Genomic DNA, 16688 nt, shown 5'->3' on the forward strand with positions numbered 1-16688 from the left:
CGCCGCACCATCCTGACCACGAACGGACCCGGACTTCGGATCCGCGACCCGAATTCGCTCGGTTCAGCGCCCAGCTGGATTCCGCTGGGGGATCAAGGAGTTCGCCCGGCACGATGGGTGGCGATCTGTCACCCGATCAACTACTTGTCGTGACACGGCTGGATCGTGACGCTGGTGATCGAAAACCGCGTTGGCATGGCGGTAGCTCTCCCGACTATTGAGCGAGGATCCGGTTGGTGTGTCGTCGTGCGCTGCGAGCCCAGTCCAGGGGGCTGAGGGTTCACAACGGATCGAAGACCGTTCCGTTCGGTGATCTCGCTGCCGGGTGCCCGCCGCATCCCGTGGCAGCTACGGCAGCGCGGTGATCAGCGCCAACCATGGATCCGTTGTGGTGCACGCGAAAACAGGATTTCCGTCCCACTGACAACGTCTTCGTCGACCGCTGGTTGCTCATGTGAACAGGAGCCAACTTGGCCACCACCCGTTATTTCCGCGATGACGAGTGCAGGCGGCATCAGCAACCGGTCACCCAAAACCGCCACTCCCACAAACCTAACCAGCCACCAACCGCATCAACCAGACCACAAGCACCGCAGCCCAAACGGCCCAGCCCACCTACACTCCGTCGTCGGAGCGAATTCGACCGCCTCCAGTGCAACCGAGTACAGCCGAGACGCTCCTACATTTGCTTCGCATCCGCGCCAGCCAACCTCAAACTACTTCGCCCAACCAAGAACTCCGCCCTTGTTTCAGGGTCTCTCGTCTCAAACTGGGCCGAACGAGTGGAGACCAGGCCACTTGTGCCACACCGTGAATTCGGGCGATTAGGATGCCCGACACCACCTTTGTCGACCGGGGGCGCGAAACGGCGTCCACCCGACCTCCGAAAGCGGTTTCCGCTACGGCGAGAAGGGGGCTTGCCGCATGAGCTACAGCAGGCGTCGGCCTGACTGGGAATTCGAGTACGACCCGCTGGCAGAGTTCGAAAATCTCTCATATGCGGGCGATCCGGCGTCGGGTGACGACCAGCGCGCGAATGCTTACGACGACACCACGGACTCTGACGATGCCCCGGTGGTCATAGTTCATGTTTCAGAGACTGGGGAAGTGACATCGGTTGCGCTGGCCTCGTCATGGCGCCGATCGGTTGACCCTCGTGAACTGCACACGAGTGTGCTGTCCGCTGCGAACGCGGCCACCATGCAGGTGCTGGCCAACCGGATCGAAGGCACAGCGGAGACATCAGCGGTTCCTGCATCCGGCACGACTGCCGACGTGCCCGACACGTCACCGCTGGGCAAGGAAGACGTGATGCGGTTGTTGGATGCTGTCTCGGCTGATCTCAACGACTTCATCGAGCAGCTGTCCACCCGCGTCGAGCAGATCGTGTCGATTCGGAGTTCTGGCGGGCACGTACAGGGTTCTGCTAGGAGCGGACAGATCTTGGCTTTGAGGATCGACTCCGGCTGGGCCTCATCAGCGCGGAAATCGGAGATCGAACTTGAGCTCACCGAGGTCCTGAAACAGCTGGGCGAACAGAGTTCGCCCGGGGAGTTGGCGCAGGGGCCCCGCAGCCGAGCCATCGACGAACTGCAGGCGCTCGCCAGCGACCCGCAACTGCTCCTGCGACGAGTTGGGTTGCTGCCGTGACCATCCTGGTTGGACCTCATGATCCGGGGAGTGCCAAATGACTCAACCCGATGGGGGTATCGGCGCCGCATTGGAGAGTTTGCGCTCGGACGCGATCGTGTGGGAAGACGCGGCCGACAACCTCAGCGCCCCCTTGAACGCACTCGGCTCGCTCGATATCTCCGCCAAGGACGTTTCGATGTGGGCGGCAGACAGGGGACTGGACACCACCTTCAATGACGCACGCGCGGCAATTGAAACCATGATCCGTCAGGCTGCCGAGTACTTCCGGGAGATCGGAGCCGACCTGCGTGGCGCTGCCGACCAGTACCAGCGCGACGACGAACAAGGGCTGCACGAAATCCAGAACGCCTATCGCACGCAGGGGGACAACCATGGTGGCTGATCCGCTCGTCGAGCAGGTCAACGGAAAGCTTCAAGAACTCGATCAGAAGATCCAGGAGTTCTTCGACCAGATCAACGGCGTGCTCAGCTGGGTGCCGGAAGCCTTCGCACACCTCATTGAGCCGATCCAGCGGGGTATGGAAGTCGTCAACCAGAAGGTCCAGGAATTCTGGGACAGGGTCCAGCAGTGGCGACAACAGCCTGGCGACGCCACCGTGCTCAGGGTCAAAAGCGAGATTTGGGCAAGCGCGGTGGCCAACCCGATCGGTGACGTCGCAGGCGACGTTGCCCTGGAGAAGCTGGACGCGAACGTCGACTGGACGGGGCGCGCCGCCGAAGCCTACAAAGCGATTGTTCCTGCCCAAGCCGACGGGCTCACCGGCGTCAAGGATCTCGCCCTGCAGATCCGCAATTCGCTGAACAGCCTGGCAAACGCGCTCGACGCCTTCAACATGGCGATGATCATTGCCGTGGGCGTGTTCATCGTCGGTGCCGTAGGTGCCATAGCCGCAGCATGCACCGTCGCTGGTGCGGGTGCCGCGGTCGGTGCGATCGCTAGCGCCGCTGGCGTCTCCATCGGCTTGGTAACGACCGCGATCGTGGCTATGAACTCCTACTTCGATGTCATCGAAGTTGAGCAAATCGCGCTCCAGCAGAAGATCCACGACGTGGGCAGCGCTTGGTCGCGTTCGGATCGTGAGTTCTCCGATGGCAGCGTGCGGGATGGAGACGGAACAGATTGGCGGGTCAACCGATGAACCCGGGCGGAGTGCCAGTGCCACCGCAGCAGCACTATTCCCCCGCGTATCACGGGTTCGTGGCGCTGCCGCCAAGGCTCGCGCAGCGGATCCGATCCTCATCTGCCCTGATCGGTTCGCTGTCGATCGGCTTGAGCGTGATCATCGGTATTGTGATCGTCGCGGTTGGCCACCAGCTGCCCACGTCGACCTGGGCAACGATGGCGATCGCGATATGGATGGGCGCGTTGTCCGCGTTCTTTCACCTTTTTTCCGGTGTCACACTGGCGACCGGCCCAACGCATGTGAAAAACGGGTACCTGAACCTGACATCCGCGAGCAAGGCGCGGCGACTGCTCGTCATATTCTTGGGGGGAACGGTATTCCCCACGATGATCTCCATCTTCTTCTTCACCGGTGCTGTTGAAGCGTCGGTCGAAGCATCCGGCGATCCGTTGTACCGCCAGTTGCACGGCCAGCTGGTCGGCTACACCCCGTCGATCATCGGCTACCTGATCCTGCTCGGCGCGCCGCTGCTGCTCTCCACCCTGAACATGATCATCGGCTGGCGGTTGCTGCGCCCATCCCCGGGGCTGGTGCACAAGTACAGCTCCGGCCCGCACAACCCGCCCCCGCACCGTTGAACGCCCGAGGCGCGCTGGCCATCAGCGATCGTTGAGGAGGTGGAGGACGAGGCCGGGGTGGGGTTTGGGGCCGAACGAGGTGGCCTTGTGGGGCAGTCGCAGACCAGCGGCGGCGGCGTGCTGGAAATCCGCCTGTCGTGGCGGCGCGACCAGCACGGCGATGCCGCCGAACTCCTGGACCTGTCGCATCGCCTTGGTCGGGCTGGGCTCGTAGTGGATGTCCTCGGGGGAATCCGGTACGCCCCAGAGCATTTCGATCAGTGCCACGTGCAGGACGGTGAGCTGCATCCCGCGGAGCGGTTCCGGAACCCGGCGCAGTTCTTCGGACACGAACGACGGGTGGGGGTCGATCAACAAGAACGCCTCGTGTCCGGTCAGCACGACGAATGCGATCGTGTGCCGGGCGTTCTGCCGGAGCACGCGGAGCCATTCGGTGAGGTCGCCGGGCAACCTGGTCACCCGGAACCGGTTGGCCGCCGCGTCCAGGGCCGCTCCGGGATTGACGTAGGGCAGGACCCGGTGAACTGGGGAGAGCGTCATCGGACTGCGCCGGACATCGACCAGCAAGCCGGAGATGTAGTCCCACGGGCCCGCTCCTTGTCCCTCGGCGTAGCAGTAGCGGCGATGCTGCCGGGCCGCGATCCAGCGGTGGTGCCCGTCGGCGAGCAGTGCTGGCACCCGGTTGAGCTCGGCGGCGATCTCGGCGTGCACGGCTCGATCGGTGATGCGCCACAGCCGGTGTCGTTGTCCATCGGAGCCGAGGGTCTCCGCGTAGGCCCGGTCCTGGGTGACCGCGTCGAGACGCGCTGCGGTGCTTCCGTTCCCGGAGTAGCCCAGCAGCAGGGGTTCGAGGTTCAGCTGCCCGACCTCCATGACTCGGCAGATGCCGTCCGACCTGCTGGGGATGACCTCCGCATGTGGCAACAGGCGGCTGTCCAGGTGGACTGCGGCGAGCAGCCCGCGCTGGGACCCGTGGGGCCCGGTTTGCTCGTAGGCGTACACCGCCCGGTCGGGCTCGCGTACCAGCGAGCCGCTGCGCTGCCATGATCGCAGCACGCTCGCTGTTTCCTCGGCGGAGCCGTCCCAGGCGCCAGCGCCCTGGTCCCAGGGCGTGGCGTACCGACCGGCCAGATCCCGCAGGCGCTCCGGCGCGATGCGCCATCCGCGGAAGGGCGCGACACGTACCCCGTTGGTGCCATGTCCAGCGGGTTCAAGCGCACCGGCGGCTGGCAACTGGGTCGTCACCTCGGTGTCCTCTTCTTCGAGTTCGGCATAGCTCTCCCGATGTGCCGGGCCGAACGCGAGCAGGGCCGCGACCATGCAGGCCATCACCATAACGGCAGCGGCGACCGGCACCAGATCTACCAGCGGCACCCCTGCGGATTGGCCGATGAGCAGGAAGCTTTTGGCAGCGCCGACGAAGGAGCTCTTGCGTCGGCGCTGGCCACGGTGATCTCGGTGCTGGGCTGGGTGGGGCGGCGTTTCGTCCGGGTGCGGTGCGGCGAAACATGCGACGGGGCTCACCATCGGGACGCGGCGTCTTTGTCCGGCTGACGCGCTTGGTGCGGTTTGCGCTGGTTGTTGTTGCCATGGCCTGGCAGTAGCCTACGGTCGCAGTTAGTAGGCCACGGTTCAGGGGAGCGGGATGAGCGACACCGCCACGCGGACTTCGGGTGCGCGGGTGCCACGCGATCGCGGGGAGCGGCGCAGCCTGCTGGGCATGCTCGGCTTCATCGTGCTGCTGCACGTGCTGGGCTGGGGCGTGCTGATCGGCATCGTCGTGCCGCACCAATACGCCGTGGGCGGCCAGATCTTCGGCGTGGGGCTGGGTGTCACCGCGTACGTGCTCGGCATGCGCCACGCGTTCGACGCGGATCACATCGCGGCGATCGACAACACCACGCGCAAGCTGATGGCCGACCGCAGGAGGCCGCTTTCGGTCGGATTCTGGTTCTCCCTCGGGCATTCCTCCGTGGTGTTCGTGCTCTGCCTCCTGCTCAGCCTCGGGATTCGGGCGCTGGCTTCGCAGGTCGAGAACGACGGCTCGGGTCTGCAGCAGATCACCGGGCTGATCGGCACGCTGGTCTCGGGTGTCTTCCTGGTGCTGATCGCGTTGCTGAACCTGGTCGTGCTGGTCGGCATCGTGCGGGTGTTCCGCCGGATGCGGCGTGGCGAGTGGGACGAAGCCGAGCTGGAACGGCACCTCGACAACCGGGGTCTCATCAACAGGATCCTCGGGCGCGTCGCACGCGCGGTCACCAAGCCCTGGCACATGTATCCGGTCGGATTCCTCTTCGGACTGGGTTTCGACACCGCTACCGAAATCTCGCTGCTCGTCCTGGCGGGTGGTGCTGCGGCGTTCAGCCTGCCCTGGTACGCGATCCTGTGCCTGCCGGTGCTCTTCGCGGCGGGCATGAGCCTGCTGGACGCCTTCGACGGCGTGTTCATGAGCTACGCCTACGGTTGGGCCCTGGCGAACCCGGTGCGCAAGATCTACTACAACATCGTCGTCACCGCGTTGTCGATCGCCGTCGCCGTGATCATCGGCGGTATCGAACTGATCGGCCTGCTGGCCGAGAAGCTCGGCATCGAATCCGGCCCGCTGGCCTGGATCGCCTCCATCGAACTGGACTACGTCGGATTCGGCATCGTCGGACTCTTCGTCGTGACCTGGGCGATCGCACTCGCCACCTGGCGGTGGGGACGAATCGAGGAGAAGTGGTCGGCGGTGGCCGTTTCGTCCACAGTGGAGAAATAGCGACGATCGCGGTTGCTGCTCAAATCTCGAACAGGATGGGGCAGGCGATCATCGCGAGGCTGGCCAGGACGCCCAATCCCGCGAGCGCTGGCAGGAATGCGACGGTGACCCCCACCAAGCCGGAAGTCACGGCCCGCCGCACCCGTGGTGCGAGGTCACCAGCACGACCTGCGGGTCGATCCGCCTCGCCATCATCCGGTCCAGCAGGCCAGGGGAGTAGCCGACCGCGATGCCGACGCCGAGGAGCAGGGCGAACGCGAGGATCATCGCCGGGACCGTCGCCGCAGACCCCGCCGCAGGGCGGCCGTTTCGTCTTCGGATGCCGACTGCGCGAAGTGCAGCAGGACGGCCTCCGGATCGCCGCTGGATTCGAGCAGCTCGCGCAACGCGCGCGCGGCTGCGGCTTCGCGCGCCTCGGTCGGTGTGTAGAGGTAGGCGCGGTTGTGGAGTTCGCGATCGACCCACTCCTTGCGGTGGAGGTTGTCGAGCACGGTCATGACCGTGGTGTAGGCGAGATTGCGCGTGTTGTTCAGTTCGGTGCGGACTTCTCGAACGGTCATCGGTTCGGTGGACTGCCACAGCACGTCCATCACGGCACCTTCGAGCTCTCCCAGACCCTGCATACCAACCTCCTGCTCGCGAGCCAGAGGATACGGGTCCACACCAATGCGTACGAACGCCGGAGAAGGTCAGCCGACGATTCGGCGGGCGCCGATGTAATGGCCGTCGGCGCCCAACTTCTGGTATTCCTCGACGGGATCCGATGGCTTGCGCGCAGGCGGGGACCGCGATCGTCGTGGCCAGCGCCGCGAGCGCCGCGTGCATCGACTTCCTGAGTCGGTGTGACGCCACGTTGCGAATTTCTCCTCTGTACTCGAAAGATCCGCGCCTGTCTACTATTAGAGATAGTGGATTCGGTGTGGTGGTCAGCGTCGGATGGCTCGTCCGATCACGCGTGGTGCGGCGGGGCCGAAGCGGATCCAGCTGAGGTTGAAGCGGCTGATGGCGACGATCTCGAATCCGGCCCGTTCGATGGCGGCCACGGTGTCGCGGTTCGCGTGGCAGCCTCGGAACCGGTGCCAAGGAGCCGCGACGCTGTCCTGCAAGCACGCGATGAGCGCTCGATCGGACCGGACGTGCTCGAAGAACCGCAGTTCTCCCCCCGGGCGCACCACGCGGTGCAGTTCCGCAAGGGCGCGCGCCGATGACGGGACCGTGCACAGCAGCCGGGAGATGGCGGCGGCGTCCTTGCTGGCGTCCGGCACCGGCAGTGCCTCCGCATCGCCGGGAACGACTTGGATCGGTACCGGCGACAACTCGGCCTCCTGCATCGCACGCGTTCGGTAGCGGGGGTCCGGCTCTATCGCGAGCACGCTGCCGACTTCCGCGGGGTAGTGCGGAAAGCTGATCCCCACGCCCGCACCGATCTCGATGACGCTTCCCCGAAGATCTTCCAGCAGGCGCCGCATCGCTTCTTGCGGACTGCTCGGTCCGCGTTGCCGATGGTTGTTGGTGCGCGGTCGAGATGTGTTGGAGTTGAACGAGTCGGGTGGCCACGGTGGCTGGCACTCGTTGAACAGACCCGGCATTGCGATCCTCGGCTGTTTTGCAACGAATTGCTCGATTTCGGAGTCTGCTGGCGCGCAGGGCTCCGCATTGTTGGAATGGCGTGACCAATCGACTGCGGATCATCGGCGGCACTGCCGTCCACGCGCTCGGCCGCCTGCGGTGGCGCGTCCGTCGACTGAGCGCGGACGCGATCTAGCGGCCGTTGTGCGAAAGTCACGATCTATCTACTAGCCACAATAGTGGTCAGGTGGTGATGCGCAAGGTGCCGAGGATGATTGTTCTCCCGGCGGTTCGTGCCTTGACCGGCCAGCGGTCGCTGTGGTCACCGCATGAACGGGCGCTGTGCCGGGTGGTGGACCACCATGGAGATCCGGCGCTCGGCGCGATGGGGCTGAATTGGCGGCGACGGCTGATGGGCGATGGGGCGCGTGTGGGTGACTGTGAGGGATGGCGAAAACCCACGCGAGCAGCGGGCCGACGAGAAGCAGCACGGCGCCCACCCGCCGCACCGTGCCGGAGCGGATAACGGATGTCACCGGAGTCACGCCTTCAGCGCCATGCCGGGCACGCGAGCCCGGATCGCCTCAAGCTCGGCTTCGTCGGAGATGCCTTGGAAGTCGTACCGAGGTGTGTACGGCGTCTCCAGCGTGCGCACCTCGTCGTCGGTCAGTTCGACATCCAGCGACGCCACGGCGTCGTCGATCTGCTGCACCGTGCCCGCGCCGACCAGCGGGGCGGTCACGACGGGCTGGCGGCGCAGCCAGGCCAAGGCGATCTGCGCACGGCTCGCACCGCGAGCATCCGCGATCGATCCCACCGCATCCATGATCGCGCGGTTCGCGGTCTGCTCCGCGGGCGTGTAGAGCATGTCGGCGTACGCGCCGTCGGTCTCGGCGCGCGCAGTGGCCTTCGCGTCGTCCCACGCGCGGGCGAGGCGGCCCCGGGCCAGCGGGCTCCAGACGATGGTGCCGACGCCCTCGTCGAGGCACAGCGGGATCATCTCGCGCTCCTCCTCCCGGGCCAACAGGTTGTAGTGGTCCTGCATCGAGACGAAGCGCGCCCAGCCTTGCTGCTTCTGCAGGTGCAGCGCCTTCGCGAACTCCCAGGCGTGCATGGATGACGCGCCCAGGTAGCGTACCTTGCCCATCTTCACGAGGTCGCTGAGCGCTTCGAGCGTTTCCTCCAGCGGCGTCGCGTGATCGTTGCGATGCACCTGGTAGAGGTCGATGTAGTCGGTGCCGAGCCGGGTGAGGCTGTGATCGACCTCGGTCATGATCGCCTTGCGCGAGAGACCCCTGCCGTTGGGGCCAGGGCGCATCGGATGGCGCAGCTTGGTGGCGATCACCACGTCGTCGCGGTCGGCGAAGTCCTTCAGAGCACGGCCGAGGATCTCCTCGCTGGAGCCCTGGGAGTACATGTTCGCGGTGTCGAAGAAGTTGATCCCGGCGTCCAGGGCGTGCTTGATCAACGGCCGGGCGTCTTCTTCGCCCAGCGACCAGACGGGGTGACCGCGGTCGGGTTCGCCGTAGGTCATCGCGCCGATCGCGATGGGGGACACGTCCAGGCCGGTGGTGCCGAGCTTGACGTACTGCATGCGGATGCCTCCTGCTAAACTTCGAACTTGCGGAGAGATCTCCGCGACATCGACCAAAGTAACGGAGAGTTCTCCGCAAGTCAATCGGGGAGCCGCTGGATGCCACGAGAGCAGAGGCAGACGTACGGGACGCAACGACAGGCTGCGGCCCGCAAGCACACGGCGATCCTGAACGCGGCGCATGAACTCTTCGCCGCGGACCCCGCGGTGTCGCTGAACGAGGTCGCCAAGCGGGCCGGTGTCGGAGCGGGCACCCTCTACCGGCACTTCCCGACCCGGGAGGACCTGATCCTGGCGGTCTACCGGCACGATGTGCAGCGCCTGGTCGACTCCGTTGACGCAGTGCTGGCCTCCGGGAGCGCTCGGGACGGGTTCGTCGCCTGGTTCGAGAAGCTGGCGGCCTACATCCGTGTCAAGCACGGACTCGGTGAGGCGCTGCACAATGCTGCGATCCAAGACGCCATCAACGAGACATACGCGCCCGTCACGGCGGCAGTCGGAAGGCTTCTCGACGCCTGCGTTGCCGAGGGATCAGTGAGACCCGGGCACGATCCGGGGGACGTGCTGTTGTTGATGAGCTTCCTGTGGCGCGTCGCTCCCAACGACGACGGCGTCGCACAGGGGCGCCGGCTGATCGACATGGTGTTCAAGGGGATCGCAGCCCGACGGCAGCCATCTGCTTCGGACGCCTGAGGCGCTCGCTGGATCAGTCATTCTCCGAGGGATCACCTGAGCGGTCACGGCCTGATCGGGCCGATGGAGCGGTATCGGTTGACCGGATCGACTTCGGCAGGAGTGTGTCAGGTCGGCGATCGCTGCGAAGCCGTCCCGTTCGCAGCTCGACCAGGTCGCGGGTCAGGTGTCAACACCAGCGGACACGAGCTGCGCGGTGATGTAGCGCAGGTGTTGGCTCATGTCCTCGGGTGCGCCGTCGGTGGTGCGGCCGAACGTTCGCGCGAGCTCGTTGCCGGGTGCGGAGTCGGTCCGCCAACCGAGCTCGGTCAGCCGGACGTCCGGGTCGGGGCGTTGGTCGTTGTCGTAGAGCAGGTCGTTCATGTCCAGGCCGAATTGTTCCGCGAGCCGGTCGTAACGGCTGGACATGAGCTGCACCACCGAAAGGACCGAGCGCATGTGCTCGACGGCGATGCGGCTGCCCGGTGCGGAGAGTTCGTGCACCGCTTTGAGCAGGCTCGCCTCGGCGTGGTCGGGGAGGTACATCAGGAGGCCTTCGGCCAGCCACGCGGTGGGGCGGGACCGGTCGAACCCGCTGTCCTCCAGCGCGGTCGCCCAGTCCTCGCGCAGGTCGATGGCCACCGGGTGCCGTGCGCAGCGCGGGCGGGCACCCTCCTTGGCGAGCACGTCGTCCTTGTACTCCAACACCTTCGGCTGGTCGATCTCGTAGACGGAGCAGCCGTCCGGCCAGTCGAGCCGCCAGGCCCGCGCGTCCAGCCCGGCGGCCAGGATCACCGCCTGGGTGACGCCGTTTCGCCACGAGTCCTGGAAGAAGTCGTCGAAGAACCTGGTCGACGGATCCGGCACGGCGGGCAACTCGATCATGCGCGCACCCCCGACGTCCGCGAGCCGACGAGCTCCGCGACCTCGACCCGGTCAGGCACCACAACCCGAACCGTAGTGCGACGACATGGGGACCCGTCCCCGAATGCCCACGTGGTCGAACCACCTGCCGGTCGTGGGCGGTTTCTCCGGTGCGAACCGGATCCGCCACTCGCGAGGCGACAGGTGGTGCCGACGCGGGTGGTTCACCGGGCGGGCGTCACCAGCCGATGGCCGAGCCGTCCTTGCGGTGGTCGGATGCTGCTCGGTAGAGGCCGTTGACGGGTCCCCCGGGTCCGGTGGCGGCGGGCCAGTCGCCGGGTTTCTCCGGCGTGAAGTGGATGGCCTGGTAGCCGCCCATGCCGTCGCTCGACGGTTCCGAGAGGTGGTGGCCCATGGCGGCGAGCTGCGCGCCGACGAGGTCGTGCAGTTCCGGTTCCAGTTCCAGTTCGTCGTTGAAGTGGTCGTGGTGGAAGCGCGCGGCGTCGGTGGCGGCTTGCGGGTTCATACCCAGGTTGATCATGAAGACCATTTCGAGGGCTTGTGCCTGCGCCTGTTCGCTGCCGCCCATGTTCCCGTAGGAGAGCACCGGGCGGCCCTTGTTGGTGACGAACGCCGGGATCAGCGTGTGGAACGGTCGCTTGCGCGGCGCCACGCTGTTCGGCGAGGTGGGATCGAGGTTGAACAGGGCGCCGCGGTTCTGCAGCGGGAAGCCGTAACCGGGGATGGTGACGCCCGATCCGAAGCTGGAGAAGTTGCTGTAGATGAACGAGGTCATGTTGCCCCAGCGGTCCGCCGTGGTGATGTAGACCGTGCCGGAGTTGACCGCGCCGGGCACCTGCGGCGGGTGGGCCTGCTGCGGGTCGATCTGGCGGCAGAGCTCGATGCCGTGCTCGTCGGAAAGCAGCATGTCCATCGGGATGTCGACGAGGTGGGGATCGCCGTTGTAGCGGTTCAGGTCGTCGTAGGCCAGTTTCTTGGCTTCGATGATGAGGTGCCAGAAAAGCGGTGACCTCGGACCGAGCTGCGCGAGGTCGTAGCCGTGCACCGGGGTGATCTGCTTGATGACGTTGAGCATGATCAGCACCGCGAACCCCTGCGTGGTCGGCGGCAGCTGGTGCATCTCGTAGCCGTGGTAGTCGACCGACAGCGGTTCCACCCATTCGGCCTGGTATTCCGCGAGGTCCGCCGCGGTGATGGCCCCGCCAAGCTTCGCGCTCTTGGCGACGATGGCCTCCGCGATCTCACCGCGGTAGAAGGCGTCCGCGCCGCGCCGTTGCATCGCGCGGTAGGCGCGCGCCAGGTCGGGGTTGCGGAAGATGTCGTACAGGCCGGGCGCTTTGCCGTCGACGAGGAAGGCGCTGGCCGAATCCTGGTCCCTGCTCAGCTTCTTCGCCGCACCGGACCACTGGTCCCGGATGCGTTCGGTGACACCGAAGCCCTCTTCGGCGAGCTCGACGGACGGCTGGAGCACGGTGTCGAAACCCTTGCGGCCGAAGCGGTGCAGCAGCTGCTCCCAGCCCGCCACGGCGCCGGGCACGGTCGCCGAATCGATGCCGTCATTGGGCATGCCGGTCTCGGCGTTGTAGCCGCGGCTGCTGAAGTACTCCGGTGTCCAGGCGGCCGGTGACCATCCAGCGGAGTAGAGCCCGTGCACCTTGCGGTCGGCTGCCGAGTAGTGCAGGGCGAAGCTGTCGCCACCGATGCTGGCGCTGCCCGTCTCGACCAGGCCGAGCATGGCCGCAGTGGCCACGGCGGCGTCCGCGGAGTTGCCGCCTTCGGCGAGCACCCGCACACCGGCCTGCGCGGCGACCGACTGGCTGGTGGCCACCACGCCGTTGCGCGCGAGCACCTCGGAGCGGGTTTGCGCGACGTACCCGGAAGTGCGGCCACCGCGGACCGCGGTGATGTTCACGCCGGGATCGGGGATCGACGCCGTGGGCTGGCCGAACGGCGTTTCACTGAAAGTCGGTTCACCGGTGGTGCTCTTCGGGTCCGCTGCCGGGTTGGCCGCGGCGGCGGGTCCGGCACCCGCGACACCCATCGCGGACAGCGCGACGGTCGCACCACCGGCCTTGAGCAGATTGCGACGAGACGGCCGAATGTCGCTCACAAGCGTTCATCCCCTTCTGGGCTTCCCCTGCCAGGCAACACTTAACGCGCACTCGTTAGCGCATGACAAGAAAATGCCGATCGATTAGGCCATCTGACACAGGCCGGTGTCTGCTGATGGGAGGTCGCTGAGCGGCCTGCCCGAGAGGCGCTGCGACATGTGCCGCAACCGAGGGGTCCATAGCGGACGTGAACCGGCTAAGTGCTTTGTGGACTGGAGGTGCCCCCGGAAGGCTGGAGAACCGCCTGGGGCGCGGCGATCGCGGTCAGGTCTCGATCTGCCAAGCGGCGCAACGGATGCGGACGTTCGGCGCTGCGACTGCCGCCGAGCGTCGAAAGTATTCAGTCGATTACCGGCTCTCCATCGCCGAAGTTGTGGTCGAGACTGGACCTACGACCGTTTCGCCCTGTACCCGCCAGTTCTGGAGGGCCGCGCATGATCCGGAACGGAAGGACCGCCACCACTCGCGAATTCGGTGCCGCCGCCACCGCGCTCACCGCCACCGCCGTGCTGCTCGGCGGTGTGGTCACCGCCAGCCCGTCTCGTCCCGCTTCGGCCACCGAACTCGGCGAGCTGACCCAGGTCACCGTCACCGAAGGCACCAACCTCACCGCTGCCGCGGCATCCGACGGCAGCGTCGTCATCGACCTGCAGGGATTGCTGTTCCGGGTGCCACCGGGCGGCGGCACCGCCCAGCAGCTCACCCAGCCGGAGCTGGAGCCCGCGCGACCGGATGTCGGTCCGGACGGCCGGATCGCCTTCCAGAGTTATGCCAGCGGCCAGTTCCACATCTGGATCGCCGATGCCGACGGGACCAACCCGGTGCAGCTCACCAGCGGTGGTTTCGACGACCGCGAACCCCGCTGGTCGCCCGACGGCAGCCGGATCGCGTTCTCCTCGGACCGGGCGGGCACCTACGACATCTGGACCGTTGACGTCCGCACCGGCGAACTGACGCAGCGGACCGGTGCACCCGGCCTGGAGTACGAACCGACCTGGCACCCCGACGGGCAGCAGATCGGTTATGTCGCCGATGATCACATCGCGGCGATCGATGCCGGTGGCGCCGTCCGCACCGTCATCCCCGCGCCCACCGCGGAGCAGGCCACCGTGCACGCCCCGGCGTGGGCGCCGGACGGGCAGCGGATGGCCTACGTGCAGCAAGCCGGAACCCGAGCGGACCTGATGGTGGACGGGCAGCCGGTGACGGCGGGCGAGGACGTCTTCCTGTTCACCCCGGAGTGGTCCGGCGCGAACGGTTTGCTCTACACCGCGGACGGCAAGATCCGCTCCCGAGATCTCGATGCGGATCGCCCCTCGGACATCCCGTTCGAGGCCACCGTCGGTCAGCCCGCCGTGCACTACGACAAGAAGGCGCACGACTTCGACGACCGAACTCCGAAGCAGGTCAAGGGAATCCTGACCCCGGCGCTGTCGCCGGATGCGACGCGGGTCGCGTTCGTCGCGCTGGGCGACCTCTGGCTGATGCCGATCGGCGGTCAACCCCGCAAGGTCACCGACGACGACTTCTACGAGGTGAACCCGGCGTGGTCCGCTGACGGCCGCTACCTGGCCTACTCCTCCGACCGGGCTGGCACCGAGGACATCTACCTGCGCGACGTCCAGACCGGCGACGAGCGGCGGGTCACGGCGCTGGACGGCGCAGAGGTCTCCGCCGCGTTCTCGCCGGACGGGACGCGGTTGGCGTACCAGGACCAGGCCGGTGCCACCTACGTGCTCGACCTGGGCTCCGGCGGCGTGCGGGAGCTGGTGCCGCCGCTGTTCGGGCCGGGGCGCCCGACCTGGTCCGCGGACGGGTCCACCATCGCGTTCGCCGCGGTGAAGCGGTATTCCGAGCGGTTCCGCGAGGGAACTAGCCAGATCCTCACCGTGGACGTCGCAACCGGGCAGCAAACCTTCCACGCACCCGGCGAGGAACACGCCTCGATCTCGACCCGCGGCGACGACGGTCCACTGTGGTCACCGAACGGCGATCGGATGGCGTTCGTGGTGGATTCCACGCTCCGGGTGATGCCGGTCGACGACACCGGCACCCCGACCGGTCCGGCGCGGGAGCTCAACGGCGAGATCACCGATGCGCCCTCGTGGAGCGGCGATGCCAGCGAATTGCTCTACCTGTCCAACGGCGAGCTCCGCCTCGCCGACGCGGCAACGGGGCGCGCGCGGACCATCGACGTGCCGTTGACCTACCGGGCGGACGTGGCGGAAGGCCGCACCGTGATCCACGCCGGTGGTTTCTGGGACGGCAACGCCCGGGAGCTGCGGCACGACGTGGACATCGTCGTGGTCGGCAACCGGATCGAATCGGTGACACCGCACCGCGGTGACCATCCCGCGGGCACCGTCGTCGACGCCTCGGGGTTGACGGTGATGCCCGGCCTGATGGACTCCCACGTGCACCAGGAGCACGAGTCGCGGTTCTACGGCGACCGGCAGGGCCGGATCAGCCTGGCGTACGGCGTCACCTCCACCATGTCGGTCGGTGATCAGGTTTACCGGGCGATGGAGGACCGCGAGGCGCTCACTGCCGGGGACCGGATCGGTCCGCGGTTCTACGCCACCGGCGAGCCGATCGACGGATCGCGGGTCTACTACAACTTCATGCGTCCCACCAGCAGTGATGGGCAGGTCGAGTTCGAGCTCTCCCGCGCGCGGGCGCTGGACTACGACATGGTCAAGACCTACGTGCGGCTGCCCGCGAACCGGATGAAGACGGTGATCGACGCCGCCCACGAGATGGGGGTGCCGTCGGACTCGCACTACCTGTCCCCCGGCGCGCACCTGGGTCAGGACGGCACCACCCACCTGGCCGCCACCCAACGACTCGGCTACGCCCGGACCCTCACCGCGACCGGCACCTCCTACGGCGACGTCGCGGCCCTGTACGGGGCGGGGAAGCGGTCGGTGACCGCGACCCTGTTCACCTCCGACTTCCTCTACGGCGAAGAAATGGCGGCCGATCCGCGAATGGCCTTGCTGCCCCCGTGGACCCGTCAGGACCTGCTCGAAACCACCGCGGGCAACACGACACCGCCCTCGGATCCACGTTGCGAGACCGCCGAGTGCCTGGAGGTCGAGGCGCTGGGGAACATCGCGGCCGCCGGTGGTCGGGTGCTGGCGGGCACTGACTCGCCGCTGACCTACGTCGCGATCGGACTGCAGGCCAACCTCCGCGAGATGGTCGGCTACGGCTGGGACGAGTACGACGCGTTGCGCACCGCGACCGTCAACGCCGCGCAGAACCTCGGTGTCGCCGATGATGTCGGCACCCTCGAACCCGGCAAGGTCGCCGACCTGATCATGGTCGAGGGCAATCCGCTGGAAGACATCGACGCCGCGATGGACGTGCGGATGACCATGGTCGGTGGCCACCTGCACACCCGGGAAGAGCTGCTCGCGCCCTTCACCGCGACGCCGCCCGCGGGCGGCACCCAGGCGCTCCAGGCAGCGGGCGCACCGGCCCCGGCGACTTCGGTTGCCGAGCGGGCGAATCCCGCAGCCGCGTCCCGGTATTGGTGGCACGCACCGGAAATCGTGGCCACCGACTACGAACACTCCTGCGACGCGTACCTCGAAGGCCCACACCCGACCACCCACCCACCAGGAGGCCATTGACGCCAGGCAGCGCTCGTGAGCGGAAATTCCGGTTCGCACCGGAACAACC

General features: G+C 66.9%; 14 protein-coding genes. 7 read left to right on the forward strand and 7 right to left on the reverse strand.

Annotated elements, in window-relative coordinates; all coding sequences use genetic code 11:
* The first annotated feature begins 924 nt into the window (after positions 1–924).
* The 4 genes from ACTWQN_RS26040 to ACTWQN_RS26055 are packed head-to-tail and all read left to right on the forward strand — an operon-like array spanning position 925 to position 3415.
* Entirely contained in the window at positions 925–1650 is a 726-nt protein-coding gene (locus tag ACTWQN_RS26040) for a hypothetical protein (protein WP_443206196.1), read from the forward strand.
* Positions 1651–1687: 37 nt separating this feature from the next.
* Entirely contained in the window at positions 1688–2035 is a 348-nt protein-coding gene (locus ACTWQN_RS26045; protein ID WP_443206197.1) for a hypothetical protein, read from the forward strand.
* Positions 2025–2792 (forward strand): hypothetical protein, encoded by a 768-nt coding sequence (locus tag ACTWQN_RS26050; RefSeq protein ID WP_443206198.1) that lies wholly within the window; start codon positions 2025–2027, stop codon positions 2790–2792. The genes ACTWQN_RS26045 and ACTWQN_RS26050 overlap by 11 nt, the downstream gene beginning before the upstream one ends.
* A 17-nt stretch (positions 2793–2809) precedes the next feature.
* A complete protein-coding gene (locus ACTWQN_RS26055; protein ID WP_443206199.1) occupies positions 2810–3415 on the forward strand; it encodes a hypothetical protein in 606 nt (201 codons plus the stop codon).
* Between the two features lie 21 nt (positions 3416–3436).
* Here the strand turns inward: ACTWQN_RS26055 and ACTWQN_RS26060 are convergent, their stop codons facing one another.
* Entirely contained in the window at positions 3437–4789 is a 1353-nt protein-coding gene (locus ACTWQN_RS26060; protein ID WP_443206200.1) for a DUF1015 family protein, read from the reverse strand.
* Positions 4790–5060: 271 nt separating this feature from the next.
* Here ACTWQN_RS26060 and nicT point away from each other — a divergent pair, with 271 nt between their 5' ends.
* Complete coding sequence (gene nicT / locus ACTWQN_RS26065) at positions 5061–6173, forward strand: Nickel transporter NicT (protein WP_504230368.1); 1113 nt, start codon at positions 5061–5063, stop codon at positions 6171–6173.
* Between the two features lie 126 nt (positions 6174–6299).
* Here nicT and ACTWQN_RS26070 read toward each other — a convergent pair whose 3' ends face one another.
* From ACTWQN_RS26070 to ACTWQN_RS26085, 4 genes are all read right to left on the reverse strand, one after another.
* Positions 6300–6440 carry a hypothetical protein gene (locus tag ACTWQN_RS26070; protein ID WP_443206201.1) on the reverse strand — a complete coding sequence of 47 codons (141 nt, stop codon included), beginning with the start codon at positions 6438–6440 and terminating at the stop codon, positions 6300–6302.
* Positions 6437–6796 carry a BlaI/MecI/CopY family transcriptional regulator gene (locus tag ACTWQN_RS26075; RefSeq protein WP_443206202.1) on the reverse strand — a complete coding sequence of 120 codons (360 nt, stop codon included), beginning with the start codon at positions 6794–6796 and terminating at the stop codon, positions 6437–6439. The genes ACTWQN_RS26070 and ACTWQN_RS26075 overlap by 4 nt, the downstream gene beginning before the upstream one ends.
* A 303-nt stretch (positions 6797–7099) precedes the next feature.
* A complete protein-coding gene (locus tag ACTWQN_RS26080) occupies positions 7100–7762 on the reverse strand; it encodes a class I SAM-dependent methyltransferase (RefSeq protein WP_443206203.1) in 663 nt (220 codons plus the stop codon).
* Between the two features lie 521 nt (positions 7763–8283).
* A complete protein-coding gene (locus ACTWQN_RS26085) occupies positions 8284–9336 on the reverse strand; it encodes an aldo/keto reductase (protein WP_443206204.1) in 1053 nt (350 codons plus the stop codon).
* Between the two features lie 99 nt (positions 9337–9435).
* Here ACTWQN_RS26085 and ACTWQN_RS26090 point away from each other — a divergent pair, with 99 nt between their 5' ends.
* A complete protein-coding gene (locus tag ACTWQN_RS26090; RefSeq protein ID WP_443206205.1) occupies positions 9436–10029 on the forward strand; it encodes a TetR/AcrR family transcriptional regulator in 594 nt (197 codons plus the stop codon).
* 162 nt (positions 10030–10191) lie between these two features.
* On the opposite strand, the gene ACTWQN_RS26095 is transcribed toward ACTWQN_RS26090, so the two are convergent.
* Positions 10192–10893: an SAM-dependent methyltransferase gene (locus ACTWQN_RS26095; RefSeq protein ID WP_443206206.1), complete on the reverse strand. Its 702-nt coding sequence runs from the start codon at positions 10891–10893 to the stop codon at positions 10192–10194.
* Between the two features lie 217 nt (positions 10894–11110).
* Complete coding sequence (ggt, locus tag ACTWQN_RS26100) at positions 11111–13003, reverse strand: gamma-glutamyltransferase (RefSeq protein WP_443206207.1); 1893 nt, start codon at positions 13001–13003, stop codon at positions 11111–11113.
* Positions 13004–13438: 435 nt separating this feature from the next.
* Here ggt and ACTWQN_RS26105 point away from each other — a divergent pair, with 435 nt between their 5' ends.
* Positions 13439–16639, forward strand: coding sequence for an LpqB family beta-propeller domain-containing protein (locus ACTWQN_RS26105; protein WP_443206208.1), 3201 nt, complete (start codon positions 13439–13441; stop codon positions 16637–16639).
* The last annotated feature ends 49 nt before the right edge of the window (positions 16640–16688 follow it).

Source organism: Saccharopolyspora antiqui, assembly GCF_052246905.1.
In the GTDB taxonomy this organism is placed as follows: domain Bacteria; phylum Actinomycetota; class Actinomycetes; order Mycobacteriales; family Pseudonocardiaceae; genus Saccharopolyspora.

Excerpts from the sequence above, each read along its gene's own strand:
- ACTWQN_RS26090 (WP_443206205.1), top strand. The coding sequence starts at position 9,436 with ATGCCACGAGAGCAGAGGCAGACGTACGGGACGCAACGACAGGCTGCG.
- ACTWQN_RS26085 (WP_443206204.1), bottom strand. The coding sequence starts at position 9,336 with ATGCAGTACGTCAAGCTCGGCACCACCGGCCTGGACGTGTCCCCCATC.
- ACTWQN_RS26095 (WP_443206206.1), bottom strand. The coding sequence starts at position 10,893 with ATGATCGAGTTGCCCGCCGTGCCGGATCCGTCGACCAGGTTCTTCGAC.
- ACTWQN_RS26080 (WP_443206203.1), bottom strand. The coding sequence starts at position 7,762 with ATGCCGGGTCTGTTCAACGAGTGCCAGCCACCGTGGCCACCCGACTCG.
- nicT (WP_504230368.1), top strand. The coding sequence starts at position 5,061 with ATGAGCGACACCGCCACGCGGACTTCGGGTGCGCGGGTGCCACGCGAT.
- ACTWQN_RS26040 (WP_443206196.1), top strand. The coding sequence starts at position 925 with ATGAGCTACAGCAGGCGTCGGCCTGACTGGGAATTCGAGTACGACCCG.
- ACTWQN_RS26045 (WP_443206197.1), top strand. The coding sequence starts at position 1,688 with ATGACTCAACCCGATGGGGGTATCGGCGCCGCATTGGAGAGTTTGCGC.
- ACTWQN_RS26070 (WP_443206201.1), bottom strand. The coding sequence starts at position 6,440 with ATGATCCTCGCGTTCGCCCTGCTCCTCGGCGTCGGCATCGCGGTCGGC.
- ACTWQN_RS26105 (WP_443206208.1), top strand. The coding sequence starts at position 13,439 with ATGATCCGGAACGGAAGGACCGCCACCACTCGCGAATTCGGTGCCGCC.
- ACTWQN_RS26050 (WP_443206198.1), top strand. The coding sequence starts at position 2,025 with ATGGTGGCTGATCCGCTCGTCGAGCAGGTCAACGGAAAGCTTCAAGAA.
- ACTWQN_RS26075 (WP_443206202.1), bottom strand. The coding sequence starts at position 6,796 with ATGCAGGGTCTGGGAGAGCTCGAAGGTGCCGTGATGGACGTGCTGTGG.